This is a genomic window from Streptomyces sp. NPDC015032 (genome assembly GCF_043080425.1).
GTDB lineage: Bacteria > Actinomycetota > Actinomycetes > Streptomycetales > Streptomycetaceae > Streptomyces.
In genome coordinates, this window is sequence record NZ_JBIBVN010000008.1 from 87,928 (window position 1) to 111,472 (window position 23,545).

Sequence of the window (23,545 nt, forward strand, 5' to 3'; positions counted from 1 at the left end):
ACGTCCTCGGGCGCCGGACGGGCTCGCTCTGCCGCCCGTCCGGCACCCGCGCTCCCGCGGAGCCGGGCGTCCGGCCCGTCCGGCGATCAGGACGGAACCGCTCGGCCGGCAGGCCGGAACCATCCGGCCCGTCCGGCGAACGGGAACCGGCCCGTCCGGCGAACGGAGAACTCGGAACCGGCCCCCGGACGACCTCGGGCTCACCGGTACTGGAGGTACCTCTTGCGGACGGCCCGGAACGCGGCGAGGTCCGCTGCCCACGCTTCCGCCACCTCGTCCGTGTCCGCCCCCGCATCGATCATCGTGCGGACCCGTGTGTTGCCGGTGAGCTTGTCGATCCAGTTGTCCGGGCGCCAGGCGAACCCGCTCCATGTCCGCTTGGCCGTCACCAGCAGCCCGATCCCGGTGCGCACCGGATCGAAGACCTCGCGGTCGTGGACGTGCAGCTGCACCCCGCCGACCGTCTTCCCCTGGAACTTGGAGAAGGTCGGCGCGAAGTACGCCTCGCGGAACGCGACCCCCGGCAGACCGAGCGCGTTCGCGGCCGCCGCCCACCGGTGGTCGATGCCCTCCGCGCCGAGCAGTTCGAACGGCCGGGTGGTGCCGCGCCCCTCGGACAGGTTCGTGCCCTCGAACAGGCAGGTCCCCGAGTAGACCAGTGCGGTGTCCGGTGTCGGCATGTTGGGGCTCGGCGGTACCCATGGCAGCCCGGTCGTGTCGAAGAAGTCCGCGCGCTTCCACCCGGACATCTTCACGATCCGCAGATCCACCGGCCGGGCCAGGAACTCCTTGTTGAACAGCAGCGCCAGCTCGGTGACCGTCATGCCGTGCGCCTGCGCGATCTCCCGGCGGCCCACGAAGGTGCCGTACGCCGGATCCAGTACCGGCCCGAGCGCCGCCCGCCCGGTCACCGGGTTCGGCCGGTCCAGCACGACGAACCGCTTGCCCGCGAGAGCCGCCGCCTCCATGCAGTCGTACAGCGTCCAGATGTACGTGTAGAAGCGGGCGCCCGCGTCCTGGATGTCGAAGACGACCGTGTCCACGCCGGACGCGGTGAAGACATCGGCGAGCGGCTGCCCGCTCTTCAAGTACGTGTCGTAGACGGGGAGTCCGGTCGCCGGATCGTCGTACCGCCCCTCCGAACCGCCCGCCTGCGCGGTGCCGCGGAAACCGTGCTCGGGTCCGAAGACGGCGATCAGGTCCACCCGGTCGTCGGGGTGCATCACATCGACGATGTGGCGCACGTCGGACGTGATCCCGGTGGGGTTGGTGACGACCCCGACCTTCTGGCCCTTCAGCAGCGCGTAGCCGTCCGCCGCCAGCCGGTCGAAGCCGGTACGGACCCGGCCGTGCCCGTTGCCCCGCCCGTTGCCGGACGCGGGGGCGGCGGTCGCGCCCCCGGTGCCGGCGGCCGTCGCAGCGAGGGCTCCCACCGCACCTCCGGCGGCCAGCAAACCACGTCTGGACAGGCTCATTCGGCTACCTCCATGATCGCGACCTCTGTCATGGTCACGCACGCTAGCGCGCGTTCCGGCCATACGGAACGAGCCGGACGCGACTGGTGTGACAGGAGTGTCGCCCGAGCCGGTACGGCCTCTTCCGCAACGACATACCGACTGGTTAGTCTGCTGGAGCAGCCGACAGAGAGAGGCGGGACCCGATGAGTACGGTGCAGGGCTCGGGCGTAGTGGTCACAGGAGCCGGAGGCGGCATCGGAGCCGCCCTGGCCCGCCGATTCGCCGCGGAAGGCGCGCGGGTCGTGGTCAATGACCTCGACGGAGCCAGGATCGAGCCGCTGGCCGAGGAGATCGGCGGCACCGCGGTCGCCGGTGACGCCTCACGGATCGTGGACGCCGCCCGCGACGCGCTGGACGGCACCGTCGACATCTACTGCGCCAACGCGGGCCTGGCCTCGCCCGGCGACGTCTTCGCCGACGAGGAGATCTGGGCCGCCGCCTGGGACGTCAATGTGATGGCCCACGTCCGCGCGGCCAGGGCGCTGCTGCCGGACTGGCTGGAGCGCGGCAGTGGCCGGTTCGTCTCGACCGCCTCCGCCGCCGGGCTGCTGACGATGATCGGAGCCGCCCCGTACAGCGTCACCAAGCACGGCGTCGTCGCCTTCGCGGAATGGCTCTCGCTCACCTACCGCCACCGTGGCATCAAGGTCCACGCCATCTGTCCGCAGGGCGTGCGCACGGACATGCTCACCGCCGCCGGATCGGCCGGTGAGCTCGTCCTCGCCCCCAGCGCCATCGAGCCCGAGGCGGTCGCCGACGCGCTCTTCGACGCCATGACCGAGGACCGCTTCCTCGTCCTGCCGCACCCCGAGGTCGCCGGCTACTACCGGGCCCGCACCAAGGACACCGACCACTGGCTGGCCAACATGAACCACCTCCAGCAGAAATGGGAGGAGGCCGGCGCATGACCGGGTCGGCTCCAAGGTCTGGCCGCACGACGTGGCGGACGTCCTCCACCCCACCCGGCGGTCCGGGAGGCGGCCGTCGTCGGTGTCCCCGACGCCTACCGCGGTGAAACCGTCCGCGCCTGCGTCAGCCTGCGGCTGGGCACCACCGTCGCACCCGAGGAACTAGCCGCCCTCTGCGAGGAACGGCTCGCCGCGGACACGTACCCGCGCGAGGCCGAGGTCCTGACCGGGCTGCCGAAGACGGCGAGTGGGAAGATCCTCAGGCGGGAACTGCGTTCCCCCAATAGACCGCTGGACGGTCGGACCGTTTCATACACAGCACGGAAGGAAGGTGGCGGCAATGGCCAAGGCGACGGACGGGGAGACGTCCCCCGTCCCTCAGCGGCTGCTGGCCGCCGCCACCCGGCTCTTCGCCGAGCAGGGCTACGACCGCACCTCGGTCCAGGAGATCGTCGAGGCGGCAGGCGTCACCAAGGGCGCGCTCTACCACTACTTCGGCTCCAAGGAAGACCTCCTCCAGGAGGTCTACTCCCGGGTGCTCCGGCTCCAGCAGGAGCGGCTCGACGCCTTCGCGGACGCCGACGCCCCGGTCGAGCAGCGGCTGCGCGACGCGGCGGCGGACGTGGTCGTCACGACCATCGAGAACCTCGACGACGCGTCGATCTTCTTCCGGTCCATGCACCAGCTGAGCCCGGAGAAGAACAAGCAGGTACGGAGGGAGCGACGCCGCTACCACGAGCGGTTCCGTGCCCTGGTGGAAGAGGGCCAGCGGAGCGGGGTCTTCTCCACGGCCACCCCGGCGGATCTGATCGTCGACTACCACTTCGGCTCGGTCCACCACCTGTCCACCTGGTACCGGCCGGACGGCCCGCTCAGCCAGCAGCAGGTCGCCGACCATCTGGCCGACCTGCTGCTGCGCGCCCTGCGTCCCTGACCCGGGCCAGTGGCTTGTCACACCTTGTCGGCCGGGTAATCGACCTGTTGCTCGTGGGGCACCGGACGGTCTTTGGGACTGATCGCTCGCCGCCCCCGATCCGGCCACCGGCAAGCTGTACTGCCGCATCCGTCAGCGCAAGCGGTGGCGCGAGTTCCGCGGCCTGCTCAAGGTCCTGCGTGCCCGCCGGGACACGAGGCGCCGAGCCCAAGGGGGCCCTTCCCTGTCATCAGGTACCGATCCCGGCCCGGGTGCGGGCCGTTGGGACCCGGCGCCGATCAACCTGACGCCACTGGACCGGATTCCGGCATGTCGGGAGCCGGCACCGCCCCGGAGGGCAGAGAACGACGGCCCGGTGTGCGCCTGCCGGGCGCGGGCACGTGGCCGGGCTGCGGGTCCGCGGAGCGGGTGAGGGCGGCGACGGCCTCGTCGACGGGCGTGTGGCCGGAGACGAGTTCCAGGGTCCGGCCCGCGGTCATGGGGGCGGCGAGCAGGGCCACGAGGACGGCGGCCACATCCACCCGGTCCACCTCACCGACACCGGTGGTCTCGGCGAGACGCACCAGGCCGGTGCCCGGACCGTCGCGGAACCACGCGGGCCGCAGCACGGTGCAGTCCAGACAGGACCGCGACAACAGCTCCTCGTCGGCCTCGCCCTTGGCCCTCAGATACGTCTCGACGAGCGGGTCCTTCGGGTATCGAGCACTGCTGCCGGCCCCCATGGACGAGAGCATGACGTAGCGCCGAACACCCATCAGCCGGGCCGCGTCCGCGAGGGCCAGGGCCGCGTCGCGGTCGACCGGGTTTGCCCGCCCGGGGGCATCGCCCAGTCCCGCGCCGGCCGTGTAGAGCACCGCGTCCGCGCCGTCGATCCGCTCCGCGAACTGCTCCGCCGTAGCCGTGGCCAGGTCCAGGAGGACCGGCTCCGCTCCGGCGGCCCGGACGTCGTCGGCCTGTTCCTGGCGGCGGATGAGCCCGGTGACCCGCCCGCCCCTGGCCGTGACCAGACGGGATGCGGCGAGGGCGACCCGGCCGTGACCGCCGGCGACAACAACATGCATGACACTGAAAGTAGTTGCAGCTGCACTGTGTGTTCAAGTCGTGGTTCGCTCGGCAGGGAGTGAGGAACCCGCGCCTGGAGGTCGCGGGCATGGTCAACCCCCGCTCGATGAAGGCGTGGATGACATCGCGGACATAGTCCTCGCCGACCTGCTTCAACGCGGTGATGTCCCTGACCGCCCGACCCTGGGGGCATCAGCACCACGATTGCCGGGCGGAGCCCGGCATCGATCGCAGCCGGCCAAACCATCTGTTGGACCGACCAGTGGTACGGGCCGAAGCTGGAGGTATGACTCACATCCAGCCATCCGCGCGCGTCCCCGTGCTCTGGGCCGCGGCATACGGGCCGCGGCACACCCGTGCCGTCCGCTTCGCCGCCCGGCGCCTGTTGCGCCTGAGGGCGTTCGCCCGGGATCTGGCGCTGGCGGACCATGTGCCGTTCGGCGGCTACTGACCAACGGACTAGGGCCTTTCGTTTGGATCATGCCGGGCTCGCGGGGTCCGGCACGCACGCTCGCCGCGTTGTCGTCGGTCGCCGACGCTCCGCGTCGACTCCCTCCTCCGCCTTGCGATCGCACGCACCGGACCCCGCTCCCTGATCCGGCCTGATCCAAACGAAAGGCCCTAGTCCGTTGGAGGAGCCGGAAGCGTCACGGTTAGCATCCGACGGTGAAAACCCCGGCCGACGAACCGTTCCACGACGCCCTATGTCGGCCCGGCACCGGCCGGCCGTCCGGACTTCCGGACGCGCTGCTGTCCGGGCTCGTGGACGCGCGTGACTGCCCACCGTCGGAACTGGGCCGTCTGATCCGGCACCAGGATCCCGGCATGCGTCACCTGGGCCTGGTGCTGCTCACCGAGCGTGCCGCCGCGTGCCGGCCGTCCGACGACGGGGAGTTGGCCGAAATTGCCGGCCTGCTACCGGCGTCGCCGCCGGGACCACCGGAGGCGGATCTGCTCCTGGCGGGGCTCTACGAGCGGCTGGGGCACCGTCTCCGGGACCGCCCGTGGCCGTCGTGGCGCGCGGCCGGGCTGCCGGCGCGGGTGAGAATCGCGTGGCTGCGCGCCGAAATCCGCCACGATCCGACGGCGATCCGTGACGAAACCCCTGGTGAGCCCCTGTACCAGGCCGTGCGCGAGACGGACATCACCGGTGCGCACCGCCCGGCGCGGCTCGTGGACGAACTGGCGGACAGCGGCGACCCGGTGCTGCAGGCCGAGGCGCTGCGGCTCGCCCGGCAGGGGCTGCACGCCGGACTGCTGGCCCCGACGCCGGTCCGCGAGAGCCTGACCCGCCTGCTCGGCGCCGAGAGCGCCCAGGTCGTCGCCGGCGCACTGGACGAACTCGCCGAGCCGTGGGCCGTGACGGAGCCGCTGCCGCCGGGGCGCCTCGCTCCGTTTCTCGCCGCCGATGCGGTGGGGGAGCGGCCCGCGGTGGCCGATGCCGCTCTCGCGGCCGCCGCCCGCCACGGCCACAAGGACCTGCTGCGGCAGGTTGTCGAAGACCTCGGTCTCCCACCGGGGCTTCGCCGACGGGGCATGGAACTGCTCGGCGGCCCGGCGGACCGCGAGGACATCGGTGAACTGACGGTCGTCGCCGCGCGCGATCCCCTGCTGTTCGGCGGGCCGATGGTGAGCTGCCTGCGCGGACTCCACCGGCGCGGGCACTTCGCGGAGGATCCGCACGTCCCGGCCGTCATCGGCCTCGCCCTGTCCGATCACTCGATTCCGCCGCGCGACGTCGCGACGGTCCTCTAAACCTGCCGGAGGGAGATGCTCCGCGTCCTGACGAACGCGGCGGCCGATGATCCGGGCTGGCCGCGACGGCTGGCCCTGCTGACCGGCCTGGCCGGGCAGGGCGCGGGTGATCTCCCGATCGGGGAGGCGGTCACCCGCCTGCTCGCCTCGGCACCCGCCCCCGGGCCCTTCCTCCACGCGATCCGTGAGCTGCGCCATACGGAGGCCGAGGAGGCCGTGATCGGCCTGCTGCCCTCGGCGCCGGCCGCGGCCCTGGACACCCTGGAAGCCATCGGCGGACCCCGGACGGTGCGGGCGCTGCGAGAAGGACTGGGGCTGTCCGAGGCACCGGCCGCGCCTCATCTGCACGACGTACGCGACCGCGCCCTCGGACTCCTCTGGCAGCTGACCCCCGATCCGGTGCAACGGCACGCCCTCCTCGTACGGCTCGACCCGGTCGAGTTGCCGCCGCGCATCGCCGCCGGACTCGGTGGCCCGGACGAGCGGGAGACGGCCGTGCTGAGCTCCCACCTGGACCCGGACGACCCGGTGGCGGCGCTGTGCCGGCTGGCGGCCCACGGCAACGCCGGCACGCTCCCGGCCGTCGCGGACCTGCTGCTGCGCGTCGTGGCCGGGCTGCCGGCGGCCGGGGAGCCGGAACGGGAACAGGGGCGGCCGGGCGGGGAGCCCGTGGTGCCGAGGGAAGTCGTGGACGCCGTGCACGCCCTGGGCGGGCGGCTCCACGCGCGGGGCGCGATCCGGCCGGTCTGCCTGCTGGACGCGGCGGACGAGCGCGAGGCGGGCCACGCACTCGTCGCGACCACGGCACTGGACCTGCTGGACCGGCCCGGGCTGTCCGGCCGGGAGCAGGCGATTCTGCTCGAACTGCTGCTCCGGGCCCCGTGGGCGGGCACGCGCGCCCGTGTGCACCGGCTGCTGCGCCACCGCGACCGGCACGTACGCAAACACGTCATCGCCCTGCTCGCCCGGGACGCGACGGGCGAGGACGCACAGGCGCTGTCGGCGACCCTGATCGCGCTGACCACCGTCCAGGACATCCAGACCGTCCGCCAGGCCCTGCTCGCCCTGGGCCACGCACGGGCCCACTGGGCATGCGCCGCGATAGCGGCCTGTCTCGACCGGCCGAACATGAACATCAAGAAGACCGCCGCCGAGGCGCTGGTGCGGGCGGGCACTCCGGCGGCGCTGCCCAAGCTGCTCTTCTGGCTCGGGCACCACGACAACCCCGGTCTGCGCGGCGCACTCGTCGCGGCCCTGCGCGCCGTCCTCGGCGACGCCTACGCCGCCACCCTCGTCGCCGCCGCCGAGCGCAGCCGGGACGGCCGTTCCCGCGAACTGCTGCTGGAGGGTCTCGACGGTGTCCTCACGGCCCGCGCGGTCCTCGCACTGGACGACCAGGAGTCACCGGCGGCGCCCACCCTGCTCTCCCTGGTGGTGGACGGCCGGGTCGGACTCGCGTCCGGTGAGGTCGGCGAACTCGCGACGGCGGCGGCCGGGCACGGGATCACCGTCTCCGCCCGCGCCCGGCGGTCACCGGTGGACAGCGGGGCGGACCGCGACATCGGGTCACTGGTGGCCGGCGGGTGGAACCCCTCCGTCGCGCTGCGCCTCGCCGGGCGGGACGAGCCGCTCGGCCCCGACCGGCTGGACGCGTTGCGGCCGATGCTCCCCGACTGGCTCCGGCTGGCCGCCTCCCGGCCGGCGGTCCGGGACAAGGTGGTCCGGTTCGCGCTGCGGATCTGCCCCGCCCCCTGGGCCGCCGGGGAGCTGGCGGTCTTCGCCCGGCGTGCCCCGGTCCTGGCCGATGCCCTCGCCGAGGCCCGCGACGAGGACCGGCACGAACTGATCGCCCTGCTCGAAGCCGTCGCGCCGACGCTCGCGGCGGCCCGGAAGCCGTCCGTCGTCGCCGCGGTGCGGGCCCTGCGGCCCGCACCCTCGATCCCGGCCCGGTCCACACTGACGCTGCTGCGCCGCCTCGGCGCGGTGCTGGTCCGCGCCGACCTCGATCAGGCCCTCGCGTCGGCCCGGCTCGGCGCCGACGCCTGGCGGGCGGAGACCGCTGTGCTGCGGGAGGCGTTCGGGGTCCCGGAGCCCCGGCCCGGGTGCGCCGGGACCCGGGCCTGGCGGGCGGCGCTGGACGACGCGGTACGCACACCGGGTGCGCTGGAGGAGTTCCGCCGCCGGGACGAGGGCACGGTGGGATCGCGGGACCGGCTGACCGCGCTGATCGAGGTCCGTCACGGTGCGGATCCCGAGGTACGGGCCGCCCTGCTCGACTGGATGACACTGCTTCAGCCGCTCGACGCGCCGCCCTGGACCATCACCGAGACCGCCCACGCACCGGCGCCGCCGCCCCGGCGCGTACACGCCGACGACCTCGACCAGCCCCGCTCGACGGCCCTGCGGGAACGCCTGCTGGCCATGCTGGAGTCGGACCGTGCCGACCGCAGGGAGACCGCCGCCCGGGCGCTGGCGAAGTGGCCCGAGCCGGAGGCCCGGCTGCCGGTGCTGCGCGCGTACCTGCGCGGCCAGGTCGACCTGCCCCTCGGTGCGGAGACGGCCCGTGCACTGAACGCCGTCGGCCGGGCAGAGCTCCGGGGGGACGACATCCTGCCCGGCCGGGTGGCGCTCCTCGCCGCGAAGCTCGACCCCGGGGAACTGGCCCCCTTGGTCCCGCTGTTGCTGGAGTGGTGGGAACACGCCCCGTCCGCCGATGCCCCGGCAGTCCGCGACGCACTGCGCGGATACCCCGCCGACGCGCTCGCCAGGATCCTCGTCGACCGTCTCGACGCCGGGGCCTGGGGCTTCCTCGACCTGCTCCTGGGCCGCCGGCTCCTGCGCACCCCCGCGCTGACGCGTACGTGCCGACGTCTGCGCGCCGAGGGGCGTGACGGACTCGCGGACCGGCTCCTGCTGGTCGAGGGCCCGCCGCGCGGCCCGGATGCCGCGCGGCGGGACGCGGCGGCGCTGGCGGCGCTCCGTGAACGCCCGCCGGTCGCGGACGCCGGAACTCCGCACGGCCCGTCCCGGCGGGACCTGCTGGACCTGGCCCGGAACGGCACTCCGGAACAGGCGTGCCGCGCCCTCGCTGGCCTGACCGAGGCACACTCCGGACCGGATCCGGACCAGGACCCCCAACTCCGCCGCCTGCTGGACGAATTGCTGAACCACCCCCGGGCGAAGGTGTGCCTGCGCGCCCACCGGACCTCACGAGCGATGCTGGACCGGCCCACCTACCTGGGCCACACCGTGCTCCTGCTGGACGACCCCCGGCCGGACGTGGCGCGTACGGCGATCCGCACGCTCTGCCACGCGGGCTGGGAACCCGCGATCCCCGCCGTGACGGGACTGCTCACGCATCCCCACCCCGTCGTGCGCGGGACGGCGGCCGAGGGCCTCATCGGCATGGGCGCGGCGGCGGTCCCGGCTCTCCGCCGCGCCGCCGCCCACGCCCGCCCCGACCGACGCTCCGTCTACACGTCCGTCCTCGACCGGATCGGGGCATCCGGCTGATGGGGCCACCGGCAACCGGGCCCGCCCGGCGACCGAACGGTTCGCCGGGCAGCCGGGCAGCCGTCAAGGCCGTCCGGCGCCCGAGGGCAGAACGGCAGCCGGCTTCCCGCCCAGGGGCTCTCGTGTGGACCGGGCCGGACCCCGCGAGACCGGCGTGATCGGGACCAGAGGCCCTACACGTACCGCTTGATCTCCCGCCGTGCCAGCGACCGCTGATGGACCTCGTCCGGCCCGTCCGCCAGTCGCAACGTCCGTGCCGCCGCCCAGAGTTCGGCCAGCGGGAAGTCCTGGCCGACGCCACCCGCGCCGTGCAGCTGTACGGCCTTGTCGATGATGTCCACCACCGCACGCGGGGTGGCGATCTTGATGGACTGGATCTCCGTGTGCGCGCCCCGGTTGCCCACCGTGTCCATCAGCCATGCCGTCTTCAGCACCAGCAGCCGCAGCTGCTCCACCGTGACCCGCGCGTCCGCGATCCAGTTCTGCACGACGCCCTGCTGCGCGAGCGGCTTGCCGAAGGCCGTACGGGACACCGCCCGTCGGCACATCAGCTCGATCGCCCGCTCGGCCATGCCGATCAGCCGCATGCAGTGGTGGATGCGGCCCGGTCCCAACCGTGCCTGGGCGATGGCGAAACCGCTGCCCTCCTCGCCGATCAGGTTCGCGGCGGGCACCCGCACGTCCGTGAGGACGACCTCGGCGTGGCCGCCGTGGTAGTGGTCCTCGTAGCCGTACACCTGCATGGCGCGCCGCACTTCGAGACCCGGGGTGTCGCGCGGGACCAGGATCATCGACTGCCGGCGGCGCGGGTCGGCGCCCTCGGGGGCCGTCTTGCCCATGACGATGAAGATCCGGCAGTCGGGGTTCATCGCCCCGGAGATGTACCACTTGCGGCCGTTGATGACGTAGTTGTCGCCGTCGCGCACGATCCGCGTCTCGATGTTCGTCGCGTCCGACGAGGCGACCTCGGGCTCCGTCATCGCGAACGCCGAGCGGATCTCCCCGGCGAGCAGCGGCTCCAGCCACTGCTTCTTCTGCTCGTCGGTGCCGAACTGGAGGAGCACCTCCATGTTCCCGGTGTCCGGGGCCGCGCAGTTGAACACGGTCGGCGCCAACTGGGGTGAACGTCCGGTGATTTCGGCGAGCGGCGCGTACTGGAGATTGGTCAGCCCGGCCCCGTGTTCGGCGTCGGGGAGGAAAAGGTTCCACAGCCCCTGTCGCCGTGCCTCGGCCTTCAGGTCCTCGACGATCTGCGGGGTGTCCCACGGGGAGGCCAGATGTGCGCGCTGCTCCTCGGCGATCCTCTCGGCGGGGTGGACATGCTCGTCCATGAAGGCGAGCAGCTTGGCGCGCAGCTCTTCGGTACGGGCGTCGAATGCGAAGTCCATGGGGTGATCAGCCTTCCTGGAGGGTGGTGAGGCCGTGCTCGATGAAGACGGGGACGAGGTCGCCGATGCCGTCGAAGCCGGCGCCGACGGTCCGGCCCAGGGTGTAGCGGTAGTGGATGCCCTCCAGGATCACGGCGAGCTTGAACCAGGCGAACGCGGTGTACCAGGAGATGGCGGCGGTGTCCCGGCCGGAACGTGCGGCATAGCGCTCGATCAGTTCGGCGGGGGCGGGGTGGCCGGCCGCGCCGCTGGTGGTGGAGACCGGGGAGTTCGTCAGGCCGAGGTCACAGCTGTACATCGCCAGCAGGCCGAGGTCGGTCAGCGGGTCGCCGAGCGTCGACATCTCCCAGTCGAGGACGGCCCTGATCCGGTCGTCGGAGCCGATCAGGACGTTGTCCAGACGGTAGTCGCCGTGCACGACGGTGGGCGCGGGGGAGACGGGCAGCGCACGGCCGAGTGCGGCGTGCAGTTCGTCGATGCCGGGCAGCTCGCGGTTGCGGGAGGCGTCCAGCTGCTTGCCCCAGCGGCGCAGCTGCCGGTCGAGGTAGCCCTCGGGGCGCCCGAAGTCGCCGAGCCCCACGGAGACCGGGTCCACGGCGTGCAGTTCGACGAGGGTGTCGACGAGGCCGAGGACGGCCTCCCGGGTCCGCTCGGCGCCCAGCGGGGCGAGCTGCTCCGCCGTGCGGTACGGCGTGCCCTCGACGTACTCCATCACGTAGAAGGGCGAACCGATCACCGAGTCGTCCTCGCAGAGCAGCACCGGTCCGGGTACCGGAACGGCCGTCGGGTGCAGCGCGCTGATCACCCGGTGCTCGCGCGTCATGTCGTGTGCCGTGGCCAGCACATGACCCAGCGGGGGCCTGCGCACGACCCAGCGGCCGGTGCCGTCCGTGACGACGTACGTCAGGTTCGACCGGCCGCCCTCGACGAGCCGGGCTTCGAGCGGTCCGTTCACCAGCCCCGGCCGCTCGCGGTCGAGATGTCCGCGCAGCCGGTCGAGGTCGAGACCTGGCGGGTGGACTGGGCTCATCGTGCGCACCTCCGGGGTGAGAGACGGTCGGTGTTCATGATGCCGACCAGTCGGTATGTCGTCCAGTGGGCTCCCGGAATCGGGTGCGCGGTCCCCGTTCCGACGAGGTCCGGAGTCTGGTGCTCAGTCGCATGCCTGAATAGGGTTCACGTATGAGACCTGAATTGCTGATCGACGAAGTCCGGCTGACCCCGATCCTGATAGCCGACCCACCCCTGCTCAACACCCAGGGCGTCCACCAGCCGTACACCCCGAGGCTCATCGTGGAGGTCGTCACGGGCGGGGGAGTGACCGGTGTCGGGGAGACGTACGGGGACGGCACGTACCTCGAACTCGCCCGGCCGCTCGCCGCTGCGCTCGTTGGGCGCCCGGTCAGTGATCTGAACGGTCTGTTCGCCCTGGCCGAGCAGGTGTGCGGTGATTCACGTGCGGCCGACGAGCGGGTCGACGCCGGTGGGCTGCGCGGCGTCCAGACCTCCGACAAGCTCCGGCTCTCCGTCGTCTCCGGCTTCGAGGTCGCCTGTCTGGACGCCCTGGGCAAGTCCCTGGGCCTGCCCGTGCACGCCCTGCTCGGCGGCAAGGTCCGCGACAGCGTCGAGTACAGCGCGTACCTCTTCTACCGCTGGGCTACTCACCCCGACGGCGGCGAACGGGACGACTGGGGCGCCGCCGTCGATCCGGCCGGAGTCGTCGCCCAGGCCCGGCGCTTCGCGCGCGAGCACGGTTTCTCCTCCTTCAAGCTCAAGGGCGGCGTCTTCGAACCCGACCGCGAGATCGCCGCGATCCGCGCGCTGGCCGAGGAGTTCCCCGGCCGGCCGCTGCGCCTCGACCCCAACGGCGCCTGGTCGGTGGAGACCTCGCTGTATGTCGCCGAGCAGCTGAAGGGCGTGCTCGAATATCTGGAGGACCCGGCGAGCGGTACGGATCTGATGGCCGAGGTGGCCGCCGCCACCGACGTACCGCTCGCCACCAACATGTGTGTGACGACCCTCGCCGAGGTCCCGGAGGCCTTCGCCCGCGGTGCCGTCCAGGTGGTCCTCTCCGACCACCACTACTGGGGCGGGCTGCACCGCACCCGCGAACTGGCCGGGATCTGCCGTACCTTCGGCGTCGGGCTCTCCATGCACTCCAACACCCACCTCGGCATCAGCCTCGCCGCCATGACGCACGTCGCGGCCACCGTCCCCAACCTCGACTACGCCTGCGACAGCCACTACCCCTGGCAGACCGAGGACGTCATCACCACCCGCCATGTCTTCCGGGACGGCCGGCTCACCGTCTCCGACGCTCCCGGGCTCGGCGTCGAGCTCGACCGCGCACGCCTGGCCGCACTGCACCGGCGCTGGCTCGACGACGACGGCACGATGCGCGAACGCGACGACGCGGCCGCGATGCGCAAGGCCGAGCCGGGATGGCGGACACCTCCGATCCCGCGCTGGTGAGCCCCGCGCCGGTGAGCCCGTCGCGGGCGGGTGCCGGGCCGGCGCCGGGCGGGGCCGGTGGTCCGTCCGTGGTGCTTCGGCACCCGGTGCGCACGGGCCGCCACGGCCCGAGTTGCACGGGCCCCGGGCCGCGCCGAGGGTCGGTACATGAAGGCGATCAGCTACAGCGCGTACGGCGGGGCCGACCGCCTGGAGTATGGCGAACGGCCCGACCCCAAGGTCGGCCCCGACACCGTCCTGGTGAAGGTGCGGGCCGCAGCGGTCAACCCGGTCGACTGGAAGGCCCGCGAGGGCCACCTCGACTCCGGCCTGGAGGCCGTGTTCCCGGTGATCCCCGGCTGGGACGTGTCCGGCGTCGTGGTGCAGCCCGGTGTCGCCGTCGACGAGTTCGCGGTCGGTGACGAGGTCATCGGCTATGTGCGGGAGGACTTCCTCTGCCGCGGCACGTTCGCCGAATACGTCGCCGCACCCGTGCGCACGCTCGCCCGCAAGCCGTTGAGCCTGAGCTTCGAGGAGGCCGCGGGCCTGCCGCTGGCCGGTCTCACCGCGTACCAGGTCCTCCACCGCACGCTGAGGATCCAGGAGGGCGAGACGGTCCTCGTCCATGCGGCGGCGGGCGGTGTGGGCTCGCTCGCCGTCCAGCTCGCCCGCCACGCGGGCGCCCGTGTCATCGGCACCGCGAGCGAGCGCAATCATGATTACGTGCGGCAGCTCGGCGGGGAGCCGGTGGCCTACGGGGACGGCCTCGCCGACCGGCTGCGGGCGCTGGCCCCGGACGGCGTCGACGCCGCGTTCGACACCGTCGGCGGCGAGGCGCTCCGCGTCTTGGCCGACGTGCTGAAGCCGGGCGGCCGGCTGGCCTCCATCGCGGACGGCGAGGTCTTCTCGTACGGCGGCCGCTACGCCTTCGTGCGCCCGGACGCCACGGACCTCGCCCACCTGGCCGCACTGGCCGAGCAGGGCATCGTCACGGTCCATGTGGACCGGGTCTTCCCGCTGGAACGGGCGGCGGACGCCCACCGGCTGAGCGAGCAGGGACGTACCCACGGAAAGATCGTCGTCACCGTCCCCTGGGACACGCCCGACGCCTGAACGGACCGGGAGCGGCTCGTAGCGGTCCGGGGCCGGACCCGGGAAAGGCCCGGGAACGGCTCGGGAGCCCGGGGAACGGCCCGGTGCCGGGGCTCGGAACAGCAGGGCTCGGAACAGCACGGTTCAGAACAGCATGGCCACGGCGAACACCGCGAGCGCGATCGTGCACGCCGCCGCGGTCAGTGCCCCGCGTGCCGACAGCGGCTGCGGACGCGGGGTCCCCATCCCGAGGACCCGCCGGTGCGCCACGAGCAGGAAGCCCAGCCAGGCCAGCGCGCTCAGCGACACGGCGACGACCGCGGCCGGGCTCGCCCCGCCGTGCAGCGCCTGCCTGACCGCCAGCAGCGCGGCCACCGTGCAGGAAAGCGTCGTACGCCGCCACGCCAGCCTGGTCCGCTCCGGCTGCAGCCCGGGGTCGCGCCCGTCGGCCGTCACCGGCCCTCCCAGCCGAAGAAGACCACCACCACCATCGCGACGGCGACGACGGCGACGGCGAGACCGAGCAGCGTCGGGAACCGGGAGACGGGCAGATCCTCCCCGCGCCGCATCGCCCGCTCGCACCGCACCCAGTGATTGATCGCCCGCAGCGCGCACAGCACACCGGCCGCCAGCAGCGCCAGCGCCAGCCCCGCGCGGATGCCCCACGCCAGCTCCGGGAGGAACTGGTCGACCGCGAAACCACCGCCGATCAGCGCGAGGGCCGTCCGGATCCAGGCGAGGAAGGTGCGTTCATTGGCGAGCGAGAACCGGTAGTCGGGGGTGTCGCCCTCTTCACGGATCCGCTGCGGCGCGAACCACAGCCGCAGACTCCGTACGAATTCGTTCACGCGTGAACCTTACGGTCGACGAGGGGAGGCCGGACTCAGGAGGCTGCCCCGCCCGCCCGGAAGGCGCGCAGCCGGTGGTACGTCTCCAGGCCGTCCGGCACCCACTCCCAGTCGCCCAGCCGCTGCTCCAGCTCCGCATCGGTGAGGAAGGTGTGCCAGGCGACCTCCTCCGTCTGCGGGCGCACCGGCAGCTCGCACCGTACCTGGTAGACGTGGCTCCACCAGGAGTGCTCCGTGCTCTCGTAGAGGAACTTGAACAGCGGCTCGGGACGGGGGAGACCGGAGACCCCCAGCTCCTCCTCGGCCTCCCGCAGCGCCGCCTCGTCGTACGACTCGCCGGCCCCGACCACCCCGCCGACGAACATGTCGTAGTGGGACGGGAAGACCAGCTTGGTGGGGGTCCTGCGGTGCACGAAGAGCCGGCCCGCAGCGTCCCGGGCCTCGATGAAGACGCAGCGGTGGCGCAGGCCCCGCGCGGTCGCCTCACCGCGCGGGGCCTGCCCCACGACCACGTCGTTCTCGTCGACGATGTCCAGGATCTCGTCAGAAGGAGTCATGTTCCTCATCCAACATCAGACCGCCGGCCGTGCTCACTGCCCCATGACGTACGTGACCGTCGGGCGCCGCAGTCCGCACCCAGATCTTCGAGCAGGGGTGCGATCACCTGTTCGGTACGGGCCCGGCGGCCGGCCATCACCGCGTCGAGCAGCCCGGCCCACCGGGAAAACACACCAGGAGAACGTGCCGAGCGGGTCGGCCGGAAGGGCGGACCGGACGGCGCCGCTCAGTTCGGCAGCAGGCTCTTCTCCCGGCGCCCGCCCACCGGCCCCTCCGGCATCGCCGGATGCAGGCCCAGCAGGACGATTCCGCCGACGATCGCCGCGAGGCCGGCCGCCTGCCAGGCCAGCGCCCCGGCGTCGGTACGCAGCTGGTCGCCGAGGAAACCGACCCCGCAGGCGATCCCGGCCAGCGGCTGGGCCGCCGTCAGCGGGGGCAGCGAGACCCGCAGCGGGCCCGTCTCGAACGCACTCTGCACCAGGAGCAGGCCCGTCACCCCCAGCGCCACGACCGCGTACGGCTGCCACGCCGTCACGAGCGCCGCCAGGCCGCCGCCGGACAGCCGCTGGCCGGTGACCCGGGTGAGGGCGTCCTGGAGTCCGTACAGCAGACCCGCCGCCACCGCGAGCAGCGCCGGGGCGGCCCCGAACTGCAAGCGCTTGGCGATGGTGGTGAGCAGCAGGGCCGTGCCCACGACCACGCCGATCACCAGCCAGTGCCGCAGCGGATCGGTCACCGCCTCACCGCCCTGCGGCCGGCCCCCGAGGAGAAAGGCGGCGACTCCGCCGGCCAGCATCCAGAGCCCGGCCCAGCCCTGCCGGCCGAGCCGCTGTCCGGTGCGGTGGCGCGACAGGGCCATCGCGAAGAGCAGATTGGTCGCGAGCAGGGGTTCGACGACGGACAGTTCGCCCTTGCCCAGGGCCAGGGCGCCCAGCACCATGCCGCAGACCATCAACCCGATCCCGGCCAGCCAGCTCGGTACCCGCATCAGGTCCAGCAGCAGCCGGAAGGAGAGATAGTCGCTCCGCGGCGCGTGCGAGGCGGCGGCCTGCTGGAGGACGAAGCCGAACCCCAGACAGCAGGCGGCGCTCATGGCGAGGGCGAGAACCAGCACCGACACGCTTCTACCTCAAGTCAGGCCAGACGTGGGTGATTCGTTCCGACGATAGCGCCTGAGCCCCATGGGTGCGGCCGGGACGCCGCCGACCGGGCGGTTGACGCCGCAGCGGCCGGTGCAGAGGATCTGACGCACGAGTAACCTCCGGCGTCCGTGCCGGAGCCCGGCTGTGGCTGTGAACCGGATCGCCCGAACCCCGACAAGGATGGAACTCATGGCGTACGACGCTGATGTGATCGTTATCGGGGCAGGGCTCGCGGGTCTGGTGGCCACCGCCGAGCTGGTCGACGCGGGCCGCTCGGTGATCCTGCTCGACCAGGAGCCCGAACAGTCCCTCGGCGGTCAGGCGCACTGGTCCTTCGGCGGTCTCTTTCTCGTCGACTCGCCCGAACAGCGCCGGATGCGGATCAAGGACAGCCATGAGCTGGCCCTCCAGGACTGGCTCGGCACGGCGGGCTTCGACCGCGAGGAGGACCACTGGCCGCGCAAGTGGGCCGAGGCGTACGTCGACTTCGCGGCCGGAGAGAAGCGTTCCTGGCTGCACGCCCAGGGGCTCCGGCTCTTCCCCGTCGTCGGCTGGGCGGAGCGCGGCGGCTACGACGCGAACGGCCACGGCAACTCCGTGCCCCGTTTCCACATCACCTGGGGCACCGGCCCGGGCATCGTCGCCCCCTTCGAGCGCCGGGTCCGCGCGGGCGTCGCGAAGGGCCTCGTGCGGTTCGGGTTCCGCCACCGGGTCACCGGCCTCGGCCGCACCGCGGGCACCGTCGACACGGTGACCGGCGAGATACTGGAGCCGAGCGCGGCCGCCCGCGGCACCGCGAGCAGCCGGGTGACGGCCGGCAGGTTCGAGCTGAGGGCCCAGGCGGTGATCGTCACCTCCGGCGGCATCGGCGGCAACCACGACCTCGTCCGCAAGCAGTGGCCCCGGCGGCTCGGCACGCCGCCCGCGAAAATGCTCTCCGGCGTGCCCGCCCACGTCGACGGACTGATGCTCGGCATCACCGAGGAAGCCGGTGCCCACCACATCAACCGCGACCGGATGTGGCACTACACCGAGGGCATCGAGAACTGGAACCCCATCTGGGCCGAGCACGGCATCCGTATCCTGCCGGGACCGTCCTCGCTCTGGCTGGACGCCCGCGGGAGGCGGCTGCCGGTCCCCCTCTTCCCGGGCTTCGACACCCTCGGCACCCTCGAACACATCATGAAGTCCGGATACGACTACACCTGGTTCGTCCTCGACCGGAAGATCATCGGCAAGGAGTTCGCGCTCTCCGGCTCCGAGCAGAACCCCGATCTGACCGGAAAGTCGATCCGCGACGTGATCGGCCGGGCGCGGGCGGACGTCCCGGCGCCGGTGAAGGCGTTCATGGACCACGGAGCGGACTTCGTCGTCGAGAAGGACCTCGCGGCACTGGTCCGCGGGATGAACGCGCTCACCGGCGAACCGCTGATCGACGAGGCCGAACTGCGCCGCGAGATCACCGCACGCGACCGCGAGATCGCCAACCCGTTCACCAAGGACCTCCAGATCACCGCGATCCGCGGCGCCCGCACGTATCTGGGGGACAAGCTGATCCGAACGGCGCCACCGCACCGCATCCTCGACCCCAAGGCCGGCCCGCTGATCGCCGTACGGCTGAACATCCTGACCCGCAAGTCGCTCGGCGGACTGGAGACGGACCTGTCCTCCCGGGTCCTGACCGAGGACGGCACACCCCTGTCCGGTGTCTACGCGGCGGGGGAGGCGGCCGGTTTCGGCGGCGGCGGGGTGCACGGCTACCGCTCGCTGGAGGGCACGTTCCTCGGCGGCTGCATCTTCTCCGGCCGGGCGGCGGGCCGGGCGGCGGCGAAGGCCGTCGGCTGACGACCTCGCCCGCGATGGGCAGCGACGCCGCTGACCATCGCGGGCGAGATCGTCAGGGCTGTCGTCCGGATCAGGCCGGATCCGGGCGGACGGTTCCCGCAGCCGTCGCAGCCGTCGCAGCCGGCCCGGACGGCCTGCCCGGGACCGTACGCGCGACGGCCTCCCGGACCGGCCCCGTCCCGGACGGACGGGTGCGGCGCGGATAGAGTCGGCGGGGTGAAGATCCCGCGTCTCCTCGATGGCCGGCTGAAGCTGCGCCACCTGGTCCTCGTCGACGCGCTCTCCCGGCAGGGAAGTGTCGTCGGCGCCGCCGCGGAGCTCCATGTCACCCAGCCGGCCGCCACCCGCAGCCTGCACGAGCTGGAGGACATCCTCGGCGTCCCGCTGTACGAACGCGGGCCGCGGGGCGTCACCGCGACCGTCTTCGGCGAGGCCTTCACCGAGCACGCGCGGGCCGTACTGGCCCAGCTGGCGCAGGCGGGCCGCCATGTGGTGGAGCTGGCCGACGCCGACCGCGGAACGGTCATCGTCGGCACCCATCTGGCCGGGTCCAACGTGCTCCTCCCACGGGCCATCGCCGAGATCAAGAAGGAGCGACCCTATCTGACGGTGATCGTCCGGGAGGCGTCGCCGGAAGCGCTGCTGCTGGAACTGGAGGCCGGCCGCATCGACTTCATCGTCGGCCGGCTCACCGTCCCCTCCGACGAGCGGACCGTGCGGCGCAAGCTCTACGACGAGTCGGTCGAGCTCGTGGTCCGGGCCTCGCACACGCTCGCCGGGCAGTCCGCGGTGGAGCTCGCGGACCTGGCGGACTACCCGTGGATCCTGCCGGGGGCGGAGACCGCGCTGCGGCGGGAGATCGAGGAGTTCTTCGCCCGGCACGGGATGCCGTTGCCGATGAACCGGGTGGAGACGACCTCATTTCTGACGGTCCGTCAACTTCTGTTGGAGACCGATGTCGTCGCGGCGCTGCCCAGCCTGATCACCCGGGACGACACCCGGATCGTCAGGCTGGCGGTGCCGCTCGATCCGATCGGCCACAGCGTCGGACTGACCCTGTCGGCCGCCCGCGCGCTGGGCCCCTCCGCGCAGGCGCTGATCCGGAGCCTGGAGGACATCGCCGCCGGAATGGCCCCGCAGGGCGCGGACGGCGACGAATCCCTTGAGCGGTGACGGCGAGGCGGCTGTTCCCTCCTGGAGGGTCGGCCCCCAAAACGCCTTGAGGGGCGGCACCCCTCGGAACACCGCGGGCGGGTCCGAGTCCCTCCGTTGCCGGGCGGAGCGGAGGATCTACGCCCCGCCGCGAGGAGCCGGCCGGTCCGGGCGGACAGCCTCCGCCGCGGTCTCCCGCATGCTCCCTGATCCGGGCAGGACCGCCCGCGCTTCGGGCCCCGCCGGGGTCTCGCGCATTGCCCGGCCCGGGCGAGATTGCCGCGCTCCGGAACGAGCAGATACCGCCGATTCCATGATCTCAATCGTGTTGATCATCACGCCGTAATCACCGAACGTATGAGCTAGCGTTCCGAAGCGTGATCAACACCTCGCTCCCCTCTGACCAGGCGACTTCAACCACTGCCGCGCTGACCCGAGCGCTCTTCGGCGAGCAGCTGGAGCGGTTCCACGAGCCCTGGCGCAAGCTGTTCAGCACCGAGCCGTTCCGCTTCAGGGAAGGGCTGTCACCCGATGAACGTGCCGCGCTGTCCTACGAGCGTTTAAACCTGATCAACGACGCGCTCGAAAAACCTGAGGACTTCGTCGCCGATGTGGAACGACTCGCGGCACTCCACGAATGGGTCGGCCCGGTGGACGCGGGCCTGGGAACAGTGGCGAGCATTCACTACAACCTCTTCCTCGGCAGCCTCGTCGACCACGCGTCGGGTCCGGAGCGCGATCTGGGGGAGTTCGCCAGTCTGCGGCGTACGGGAACGTTCCTGTGCACGGAGGCCGGGCACGGCAACAGCGCCGCGCAACTGGAGACGACCGCCACCTACGACCGCGCCACGGGCGAGTTCCTGCTGCACACGCCCAGCGCGGCCGCCCGCAAGTTCATGCCGAACACCAGCTCCACCGGCGGTCCCAAATCCACTGTCGTCGCCGCCCGCCTCATCACGGACGGCGAGGACCGGGGCGTCTTCCTGTTTCTCGCCCGGCTCAGCGACGACGACGGACTCCCCATGCCGGGCGTCGAGATACGCAGGCTGCCACAGACGGCCACCGCCCCCGTCGACCACTCCATCACCTCCTTCGACCACGTCCGGCTGCCGTACGACGCGCTTCTGCAGTCCGATCACGGGCGCCTCACACCGGAAGGCGACTTCACCAGCTCGATCGGCAGCCCTCGCAAGCGCTTCCTGCACTCCATAGGCCGCGTCACCGCCGGCAAGCTCTGCATGAGCGGCTACAGCCTCGGTGTCACGCGCCACGCGCTCGCCGTAGCCGTACGCCACGCCCATACGAGGCGGACCTCCGGCGTCACAGCCGGTGGCAGTGTTCCGCTGTTCGCTCACCGCAGCCACCACGCTCCGCTCGTCGATGCCATCGCCACCACCTACGCCGCGACCTTCCTGCACCGCGCAGCGGTACGGCAGTGGGCGCGGGCAACGGAGCCGGAGCGGGAGAACGCCGAGCGGTTCGCGGCGATAGCCAAGGGCTGGATCACCTGGCGGGCCCGTGCCGTCATGACCGAGTGCCGCGAACGCTGCGGTGCGCAGGGGCTCTTCCTGGCCAATGGAATCGCGGGCCAGCTGGCAGCCAACGAGGGAACCATCACGGCGGAAGGCGACAACCTCGTCATCTGGGTGAAGGCCGCCGGTGAGATGCTCCTCGGACACTTCACTCCGAAGGAGCGCCATGAGGCGGAGCCCGGGGACCGCGACCTCGGCGATCCGGCCTTCCTCCAGGACCTGTTGGCGGACATCGAGCGCATCTGGCATCAGCGCGCGCGTACCCGCCTGCGCAGCGGGGCGGCCGGCAATCCCCTCAACCGATGGAACGCCACCGTCACACCGGCTCTGGAGCTGGTCGACGCCTACGCGCACACCCAGGCCGCCCAAGCTCTTCTGGATGCGGCCGTCCAGGTTTCCGACCCCGAGGCGCAGCGCCAACTGCTGCTGCTGCACCGCCTGTTCGCTCTGCGACGCGTCGCGGCGCACAGCGGGGACCTGCTCGCGGAGGGGCATCTGACCAGCGATCAGGTGCGGCAGCTGCCCGACGCGGCCGAAAGCGCCGTCGCGGACCTCGCACCCCATGCCATGACCCTCACGAGCGGGTTCGCCGTCGCGGACGAGATTCTCCTCGACCATCCCATCAACCGCCCTGAAGGCTTCGAAGGCAGCCTGCTGCCCGGGTGAGAGCCTCCGGCCGGGGCGGCAGACCGTCCGGCGCGGATCGCGCGTCCGTACCGCAGGCGGACCGCAGCACGAACGCCCGCGGTAGCTCTTCGGTCACACTGCGACGAGCCGGGCCCGGCCCTCTGACCCGTCGGAAGGGCCGGGCCCGCCTCGGCGGCCTGATGGTTCGACCTATGGCGTGTCCGCCCCCGTCAGCCCCAGGAAGCGTTCCGCGTTGCCGTGCGTGATCAGCTCCCGGCTGCGGTCGTCGAGAAAGGTGCTCTTGCGGACCACCTCACCGACCGGCCGTTCCCCGAGCGGATACGGGTAGTCGCTGCCCACCATCACCCGGTCCGCGCCGACCGTGTCGACCAGGAGCCGCAGGGCCCGGTCGTCGAAGACGACCGAATCGACGTAGAAACGGCCCAGGTAGTGCGAGGGCGGGCGCTCCGAGGTGCCGATGACGTCGTTCCTGCCGTGCCAGGCGTTCTCCATCCGGCCGAGCCAGAAGGCGAAGGACCCGCCGCCGTGCGCGAAACAGATCTTCAGCCGGTCGTCGATCCGGTCGAAGACCCCGCCCAGGATCAGCGCGAGGATCGACAGATGGGTCTCGGCGGGCATGGCCGTGAGCCACTGCGCCATCCACCGGTCCAGCCGGGGCGAACTCGCCATGTCCCAGGGGTGCACGAACACCGGCACATCGAGCGAGGCGCAGTGCTGGAGGAAGGTCACCACGCCCTCGCTGTCCAGGTCGTGATCACCGACATGGTTGCCGATCTCGACCCCCCGGTGTCCGTTGGCGATGCTCCGCTCCAGCTCGCGGCAGGCCGCGTCGGGATCCTGCAACGGCACCTGGCAGAACGGGATCAGCCGGTCCGGCGCCGGGGCGACGATCTCCAGCGCGAGATCGTTGAAGATGCGCGAGACCTTCGCCGCCTCCGCTCCGCCGCTCCCGTACGTGAAGAACGCCGGGGTGGGGGAGACCACCTGGCGGTGCACACCGTCCGCGTCCATGTCCCGCAGCCGGGTCCCGGCGTCCCAGGCGTCGGCCCGGATCCGCCGGAACTCCCGGGATCCCATCATGATCACGGCGTCGGACTCGGACTCCACCCGCAGCCAGGGAGCCTGCGGACCGGCCTCGGCCGTCAGATCCGGCCAGCCCCGCGGAACGTAATGCGTATGGATGTCGATCGTGCGGTCCAC

19 protein-coding genes and 1 pseudogene are annotated in these 23,545 nt (G+C 72.3%); 11 read left to right on the forward strand and 9 right to left on the reverse strand.

The annotated features are described in order from the left end of the window. Positions 1-200 precede the first annotated feature (200 nt). Positions 201-1,475 (reverse strand): exo-beta-N-acetylmuramidase NamZ domain-containing protein, encoded by a 1,275-nt coding sequence (locus ACF08M_RS14630; RefSeq protein WP_392185604.1) that lies wholly within the window; start codon positions 1,473-1,475, stop codon positions 201-203. Between the two features lie 185 nt (positions 1,476-1,660). Here ACF08M_RS14630 and ACF08M_RS14635 point away from each other — a divergent pair, with 185 nt between their 5' ends. The 3 genes and pseudogenes from ACF08M_RS14635 to ACF08M_RS14645 all read left to right on the forward strand — a co-directional run bounded on the left by ACF08M_RS14635 (position 1,661) and on the right by ACF08M_RS14645 (position 3,359). Further along, on the forward strand, positions 1,661-2,425 hold the full coding sequence (locus tag ACF08M_RS14635; protein WP_392185605.1) for an SDR family oxidoreductase: 765 nt from the start codon (positions 1,661-1,663) through the stop codon (positions 2,423-2,425). A gap of 7 nt (positions 2,426-2,432) precedes the next feature. After that, positions 2,433-2,707, forward strand: a pseudogene (locus tag ACF08M_RS14640) (long-chain fatty acid--CoA ligase); the annotation flags it as partial. Between the two features lie 58 nt (positions 2,708-2,765). Continuing rightward, the gene (locus ACF08M_RS14645) at positions 2,766-3,359 is read left to right on the forward strand and encodes a TetR/AcrR family transcriptional regulator (protein WP_392185606.1); all 594 of its coding nucleotides are present in this window, start codon (positions 2,766-2,768) and stop codon (positions 3,357-3,359) included. 278 nt (positions 3,360-3,637) lie between these two features. Here the strand turns inward: ACF08M_RS14645 and ACF08M_RS14650 are convergent, their stop codons facing one another. Continuing rightward, positions 3,638-4,420, reverse strand: a complete 783-nt coding sequence (locus ACF08M_RS14650; RefSeq protein ID WP_392185607.1) for an NAD(P)H-binding protein — start codon at positions 4,418-4,420, stop codon at positions 3,638-3,640. A 287-nt stretch (positions 4,421-4,707) separates the two neighbouring features. On the opposite strand from ACF08M_RS14650, the gene ACF08M_RS14655 reads away from it, so the two are divergent. The 3 genes from ACF08M_RS14655 to ACF08M_RS14665 all read left to right on the forward strand — a co-directional run bounded on the left by ACF08M_RS14655 (position 4,708) and on the right by ACF08M_RS14665 (position 9,689). Then, positions 4,708-4,872, forward strand: a complete 165-nt coding sequence (locus ACF08M_RS14655; RefSeq protein ID WP_392185608.1) for a hypothetical protein — start codon at positions 4,708-4,710, stop codon at positions 4,870-4,872. A 215-nt stretch (positions 4,873-5,087) separates the two neighbouring features. Next, entirely contained in the window at positions 5,088-6,176 is a 1,089-nt protein-coding gene (locus ACF08M_RS14660; protein ID WP_392185609.1) for a hypothetical protein, read from the forward strand. Between the two features lie 15 nt (positions 6,177-6,191). After that, positions 6,192-9,689 (forward strand): HEAT repeat domain-containing protein, encoded by a 3,498-nt coding sequence (locus ACF08M_RS14665; protein ID WP_392185610.1) that lies wholly within the window; start codon positions 6,192-6,194, stop codon positions 9,687-9,689. 173 nt (positions 9,690-9,862) lie between these two features. On the opposite strand, the gene ACF08M_RS14670 is transcribed toward ACF08M_RS14665, so the two are convergent. After that, a complete protein-coding gene (locus tag ACF08M_RS14670; RefSeq protein ID WP_392185611.1) occupies positions 9,863-11,077 on the reverse strand; it encodes an acyl-CoA dehydrogenase family protein in 1,215 nt (404 codons plus the stop codon). Positions 11,078-11,084: 7 nt separating this feature from the next. Continuing rightward, positions 11,085-12,107 carry a phosphotransferase family protein gene (locus ACF08M_RS14675; RefSeq protein WP_392185612.1) on the reverse strand — a complete coding sequence of 341 codons (1,023 nt, stop codon included), beginning with the start codon at positions 12,105-12,107 and terminating at the stop codon, positions 11,085-11,087. A gap of 152 nt (positions 12,108-12,259) precedes the next feature. Here ACF08M_RS14675 and ACF08M_RS14680 point away from each other — a divergent pair, with 152 nt between their 5' ends. Together ACF08M_RS14680 and ACF08M_RS14685 are read left to right on the forward strand one after the other, a co-directional pair. Beyond that, positions 12,260-13,549, forward strand: coding sequence for an enolase C-terminal domain-like protein (locus ACF08M_RS14680; RefSeq protein ID WP_392185613.1), 1,290 nt, complete (start codon positions 12,260-12,262; stop codon positions 13,547-13,549). A gap of 147 nt (positions 13,550-13,696) precedes the next feature. Next, complete coding sequence (locus ACF08M_RS14685; RefSeq protein WP_392185614.1) at positions 13,697-14,641, forward strand: NADP-dependent oxidoreductase; 945 nt, start codon at positions 13,697-13,699, stop codon at positions 14,639-14,641. 123 nt (positions 14,642-14,764) lie between these two features. Here ACF08M_RS14685 and ACF08M_RS14690 read toward each other — a convergent pair whose 3' ends face one another. From ACF08M_RS14690 to ACF08M_RS14705, 4 genes are all read right to left on the reverse strand, one after another. Next, positions 14,765-15,076, reverse strand: coding sequence for a DUF202 domain-containing protein (locus ACF08M_RS14690; RefSeq protein WP_392185615.1), 312 nt, complete (start codon positions 15,074-15,076; stop codon positions 14,765-14,767). After that, positions 15,073-15,468 carry a YidH family protein gene (locus tag ACF08M_RS14695; protein ID WP_392185616.1) on the reverse strand — a complete coding sequence of 132 codons (396 nt, stop codon included), beginning with the start codon at positions 15,466-15,468 and terminating at the stop codon, positions 15,073-15,075. Before ACF08M_RS14695 ends, ACF08M_RS14690 begins: the two co-directional genes overlap by 4 nt. Positions 15,469-15,503: 35 nt before the next feature. Next, positions 15,504-16,025, reverse strand: coding sequence for an NUDIX hydrolase (locus tag ACF08M_RS14700; protein WP_392185617.1), 522 nt, complete (start codon positions 16,023-16,025; stop codon positions 15,504-15,506). A gap of 227 nt (positions 16,026-16,252) precedes the next feature. After that, complete coding sequence (locus tag ACF08M_RS14705) at positions 16,253-17,146, reverse strand: DMT family transporter (RefSeq protein ID WP_392185618.1); 894 nt, start codon at positions 17,144-17,146, stop codon at positions 16,253-16,255. Between the two features lie 211 nt (positions 17,147-17,357). Here ACF08M_RS14705 and ACF08M_RS14710 point away from each other — a divergent pair, with 211 nt between their 5' ends. The 3 genes from ACF08M_RS14710 (at position 17,358) to ACF08M_RS14720 (ending at position 22,363) form a co-directional block, all read left to right on the forward strand. Next, on the forward strand, positions 17,358-19,013 hold the full coding sequence (locus tag ACF08M_RS14710; RefSeq protein ID WP_392185619.1) for an FAD-binding dehydrogenase: 1,656 nt from the start codon (positions 17,358-17,360) through the stop codon (positions 19,011-19,013). A 216-nt stretch (positions 19,014-19,229) separates the two neighbouring features. After that, on the forward strand, positions 19,230-20,186 hold the full coding sequence (locus ACF08M_RS14715; protein ID WP_392185620.1) for a LysR substrate-binding domain-containing protein: 957 nt from the start codon (positions 19,230-19,232) through the stop codon (positions 20,184-20,186). Between the two features lie 356 nt (positions 20,187-20,542). Continuing rightward, a complete protein-coding gene (locus tag ACF08M_RS14720) occupies positions 20,543-22,363 on the forward strand; it encodes an acyl-CoA dehydrogenase (protein ID WP_392185621.1) in 1,821 nt (606 codons plus the stop codon). A gap of 171 nt (positions 22,364-22,534) precedes the next feature. Here the strand turns inward: ACF08M_RS14720 and ACF08M_RS14725 are convergent, their stop codons facing one another. Continuing rightward, positions 22,535-23,545, reverse strand: a complete 1,011-nt coding sequence (locus ACF08M_RS14725) for an amidohydrolase family protein (RefSeq protein WP_392185622.1) — start codon at positions 23,543-23,545, stop codon at positions 22,535-22,537.

What these genes read in the sequence shown, in the direction of transcription:
- ACF08M_RS14675 (WP_392185612.1), bottom strand. Translation starts at nt 12,107, where the DNA reads ATGAGCCCAGTCCACCCGCCAGGTCTCGACCTCGACCGGCTGCGCGGA.
- ACF08M_RS14650 (WP_392185607.1), bottom strand. Translation starts at nt 4,420, where the DNA reads ATGCATGTTGTTGTCGCCGGCGGTCACGGCCGGGTCGCCCTCGCCGCA.
- ACF08M_RS14665 (WP_392185610.1), top strand. Translation starts at nt 6,192, where the DNA reads ATGCTCCGCGTCCTGACGAACGCGGCGGCCGATGATCCGGGCTGGCCG.
- ACF08M_RS14655 (WP_392185608.1), top strand. Translation starts at nt 4,708, where the DNA reads ATGACTCACATCCAGCCATCCGCGCGCGTCCCCGTGCTCTGGGCCGCG.
- ACF08M_RS14670 (WP_392185611.1), bottom strand. Translation starts at nt 11,077, where the DNA reads ATGGACTTCGCATTCGACGCCCGTACCGAAGAGCTGCGCGCCAAGCTG.
- ACF08M_RS14700 (WP_392185617.1), bottom strand. Translation starts at nt 16,025, where the DNA reads ATGACTCCTTCTGACGAGATCCTGGACATCGTCGACGAGAACGACGTG.
- ACF08M_RS14645 (WP_392185606.1), top strand. Translation starts at nt 2,766, where the DNA reads ATGGCCAAGGCGACGGACGGGGAGACGTCCCCCGTCCCTCAGCGGCTG.
- ACF08M_RS14710 (WP_392185619.1), top strand. Translation starts at nt 17,358, where the DNA reads ATGGCGTACGACGCTGATGTGATCGTTATCGGGGCAGGGCTCGCGGGT.
- ACF08M_RS14635 (WP_392185605.1), top strand. Translation starts at nt 1,661, where the DNA reads ATGAGTACGGTGCAGGGCTCGGGCGTAGTGGTCACAGGAGCCGGAGGC.
- ACF08M_RS14680 (WP_392185613.1), top strand. Translation starts at nt 12,260, where the DNA reads ATGAGACCTGAATTGCTGATCGACGAAGTCCGGCTGACCCCGATCCTG.
- ACF08M_RS14685 (WP_392185614.1), top strand. Translation starts at nt 13,697, where the DNA reads ATGAAGGCGATCAGCTACAGCGCGTACGGCGGGGCCGACCGCCTGGAG.
- ACF08M_RS14630 (WP_392185604.1), bottom strand. Translation starts at nt 1,475, where the DNA reads ATGAGCCTGTCCAGACGTGGTTTGCTGGCCGCCGGAGGTGCGGTGGGA.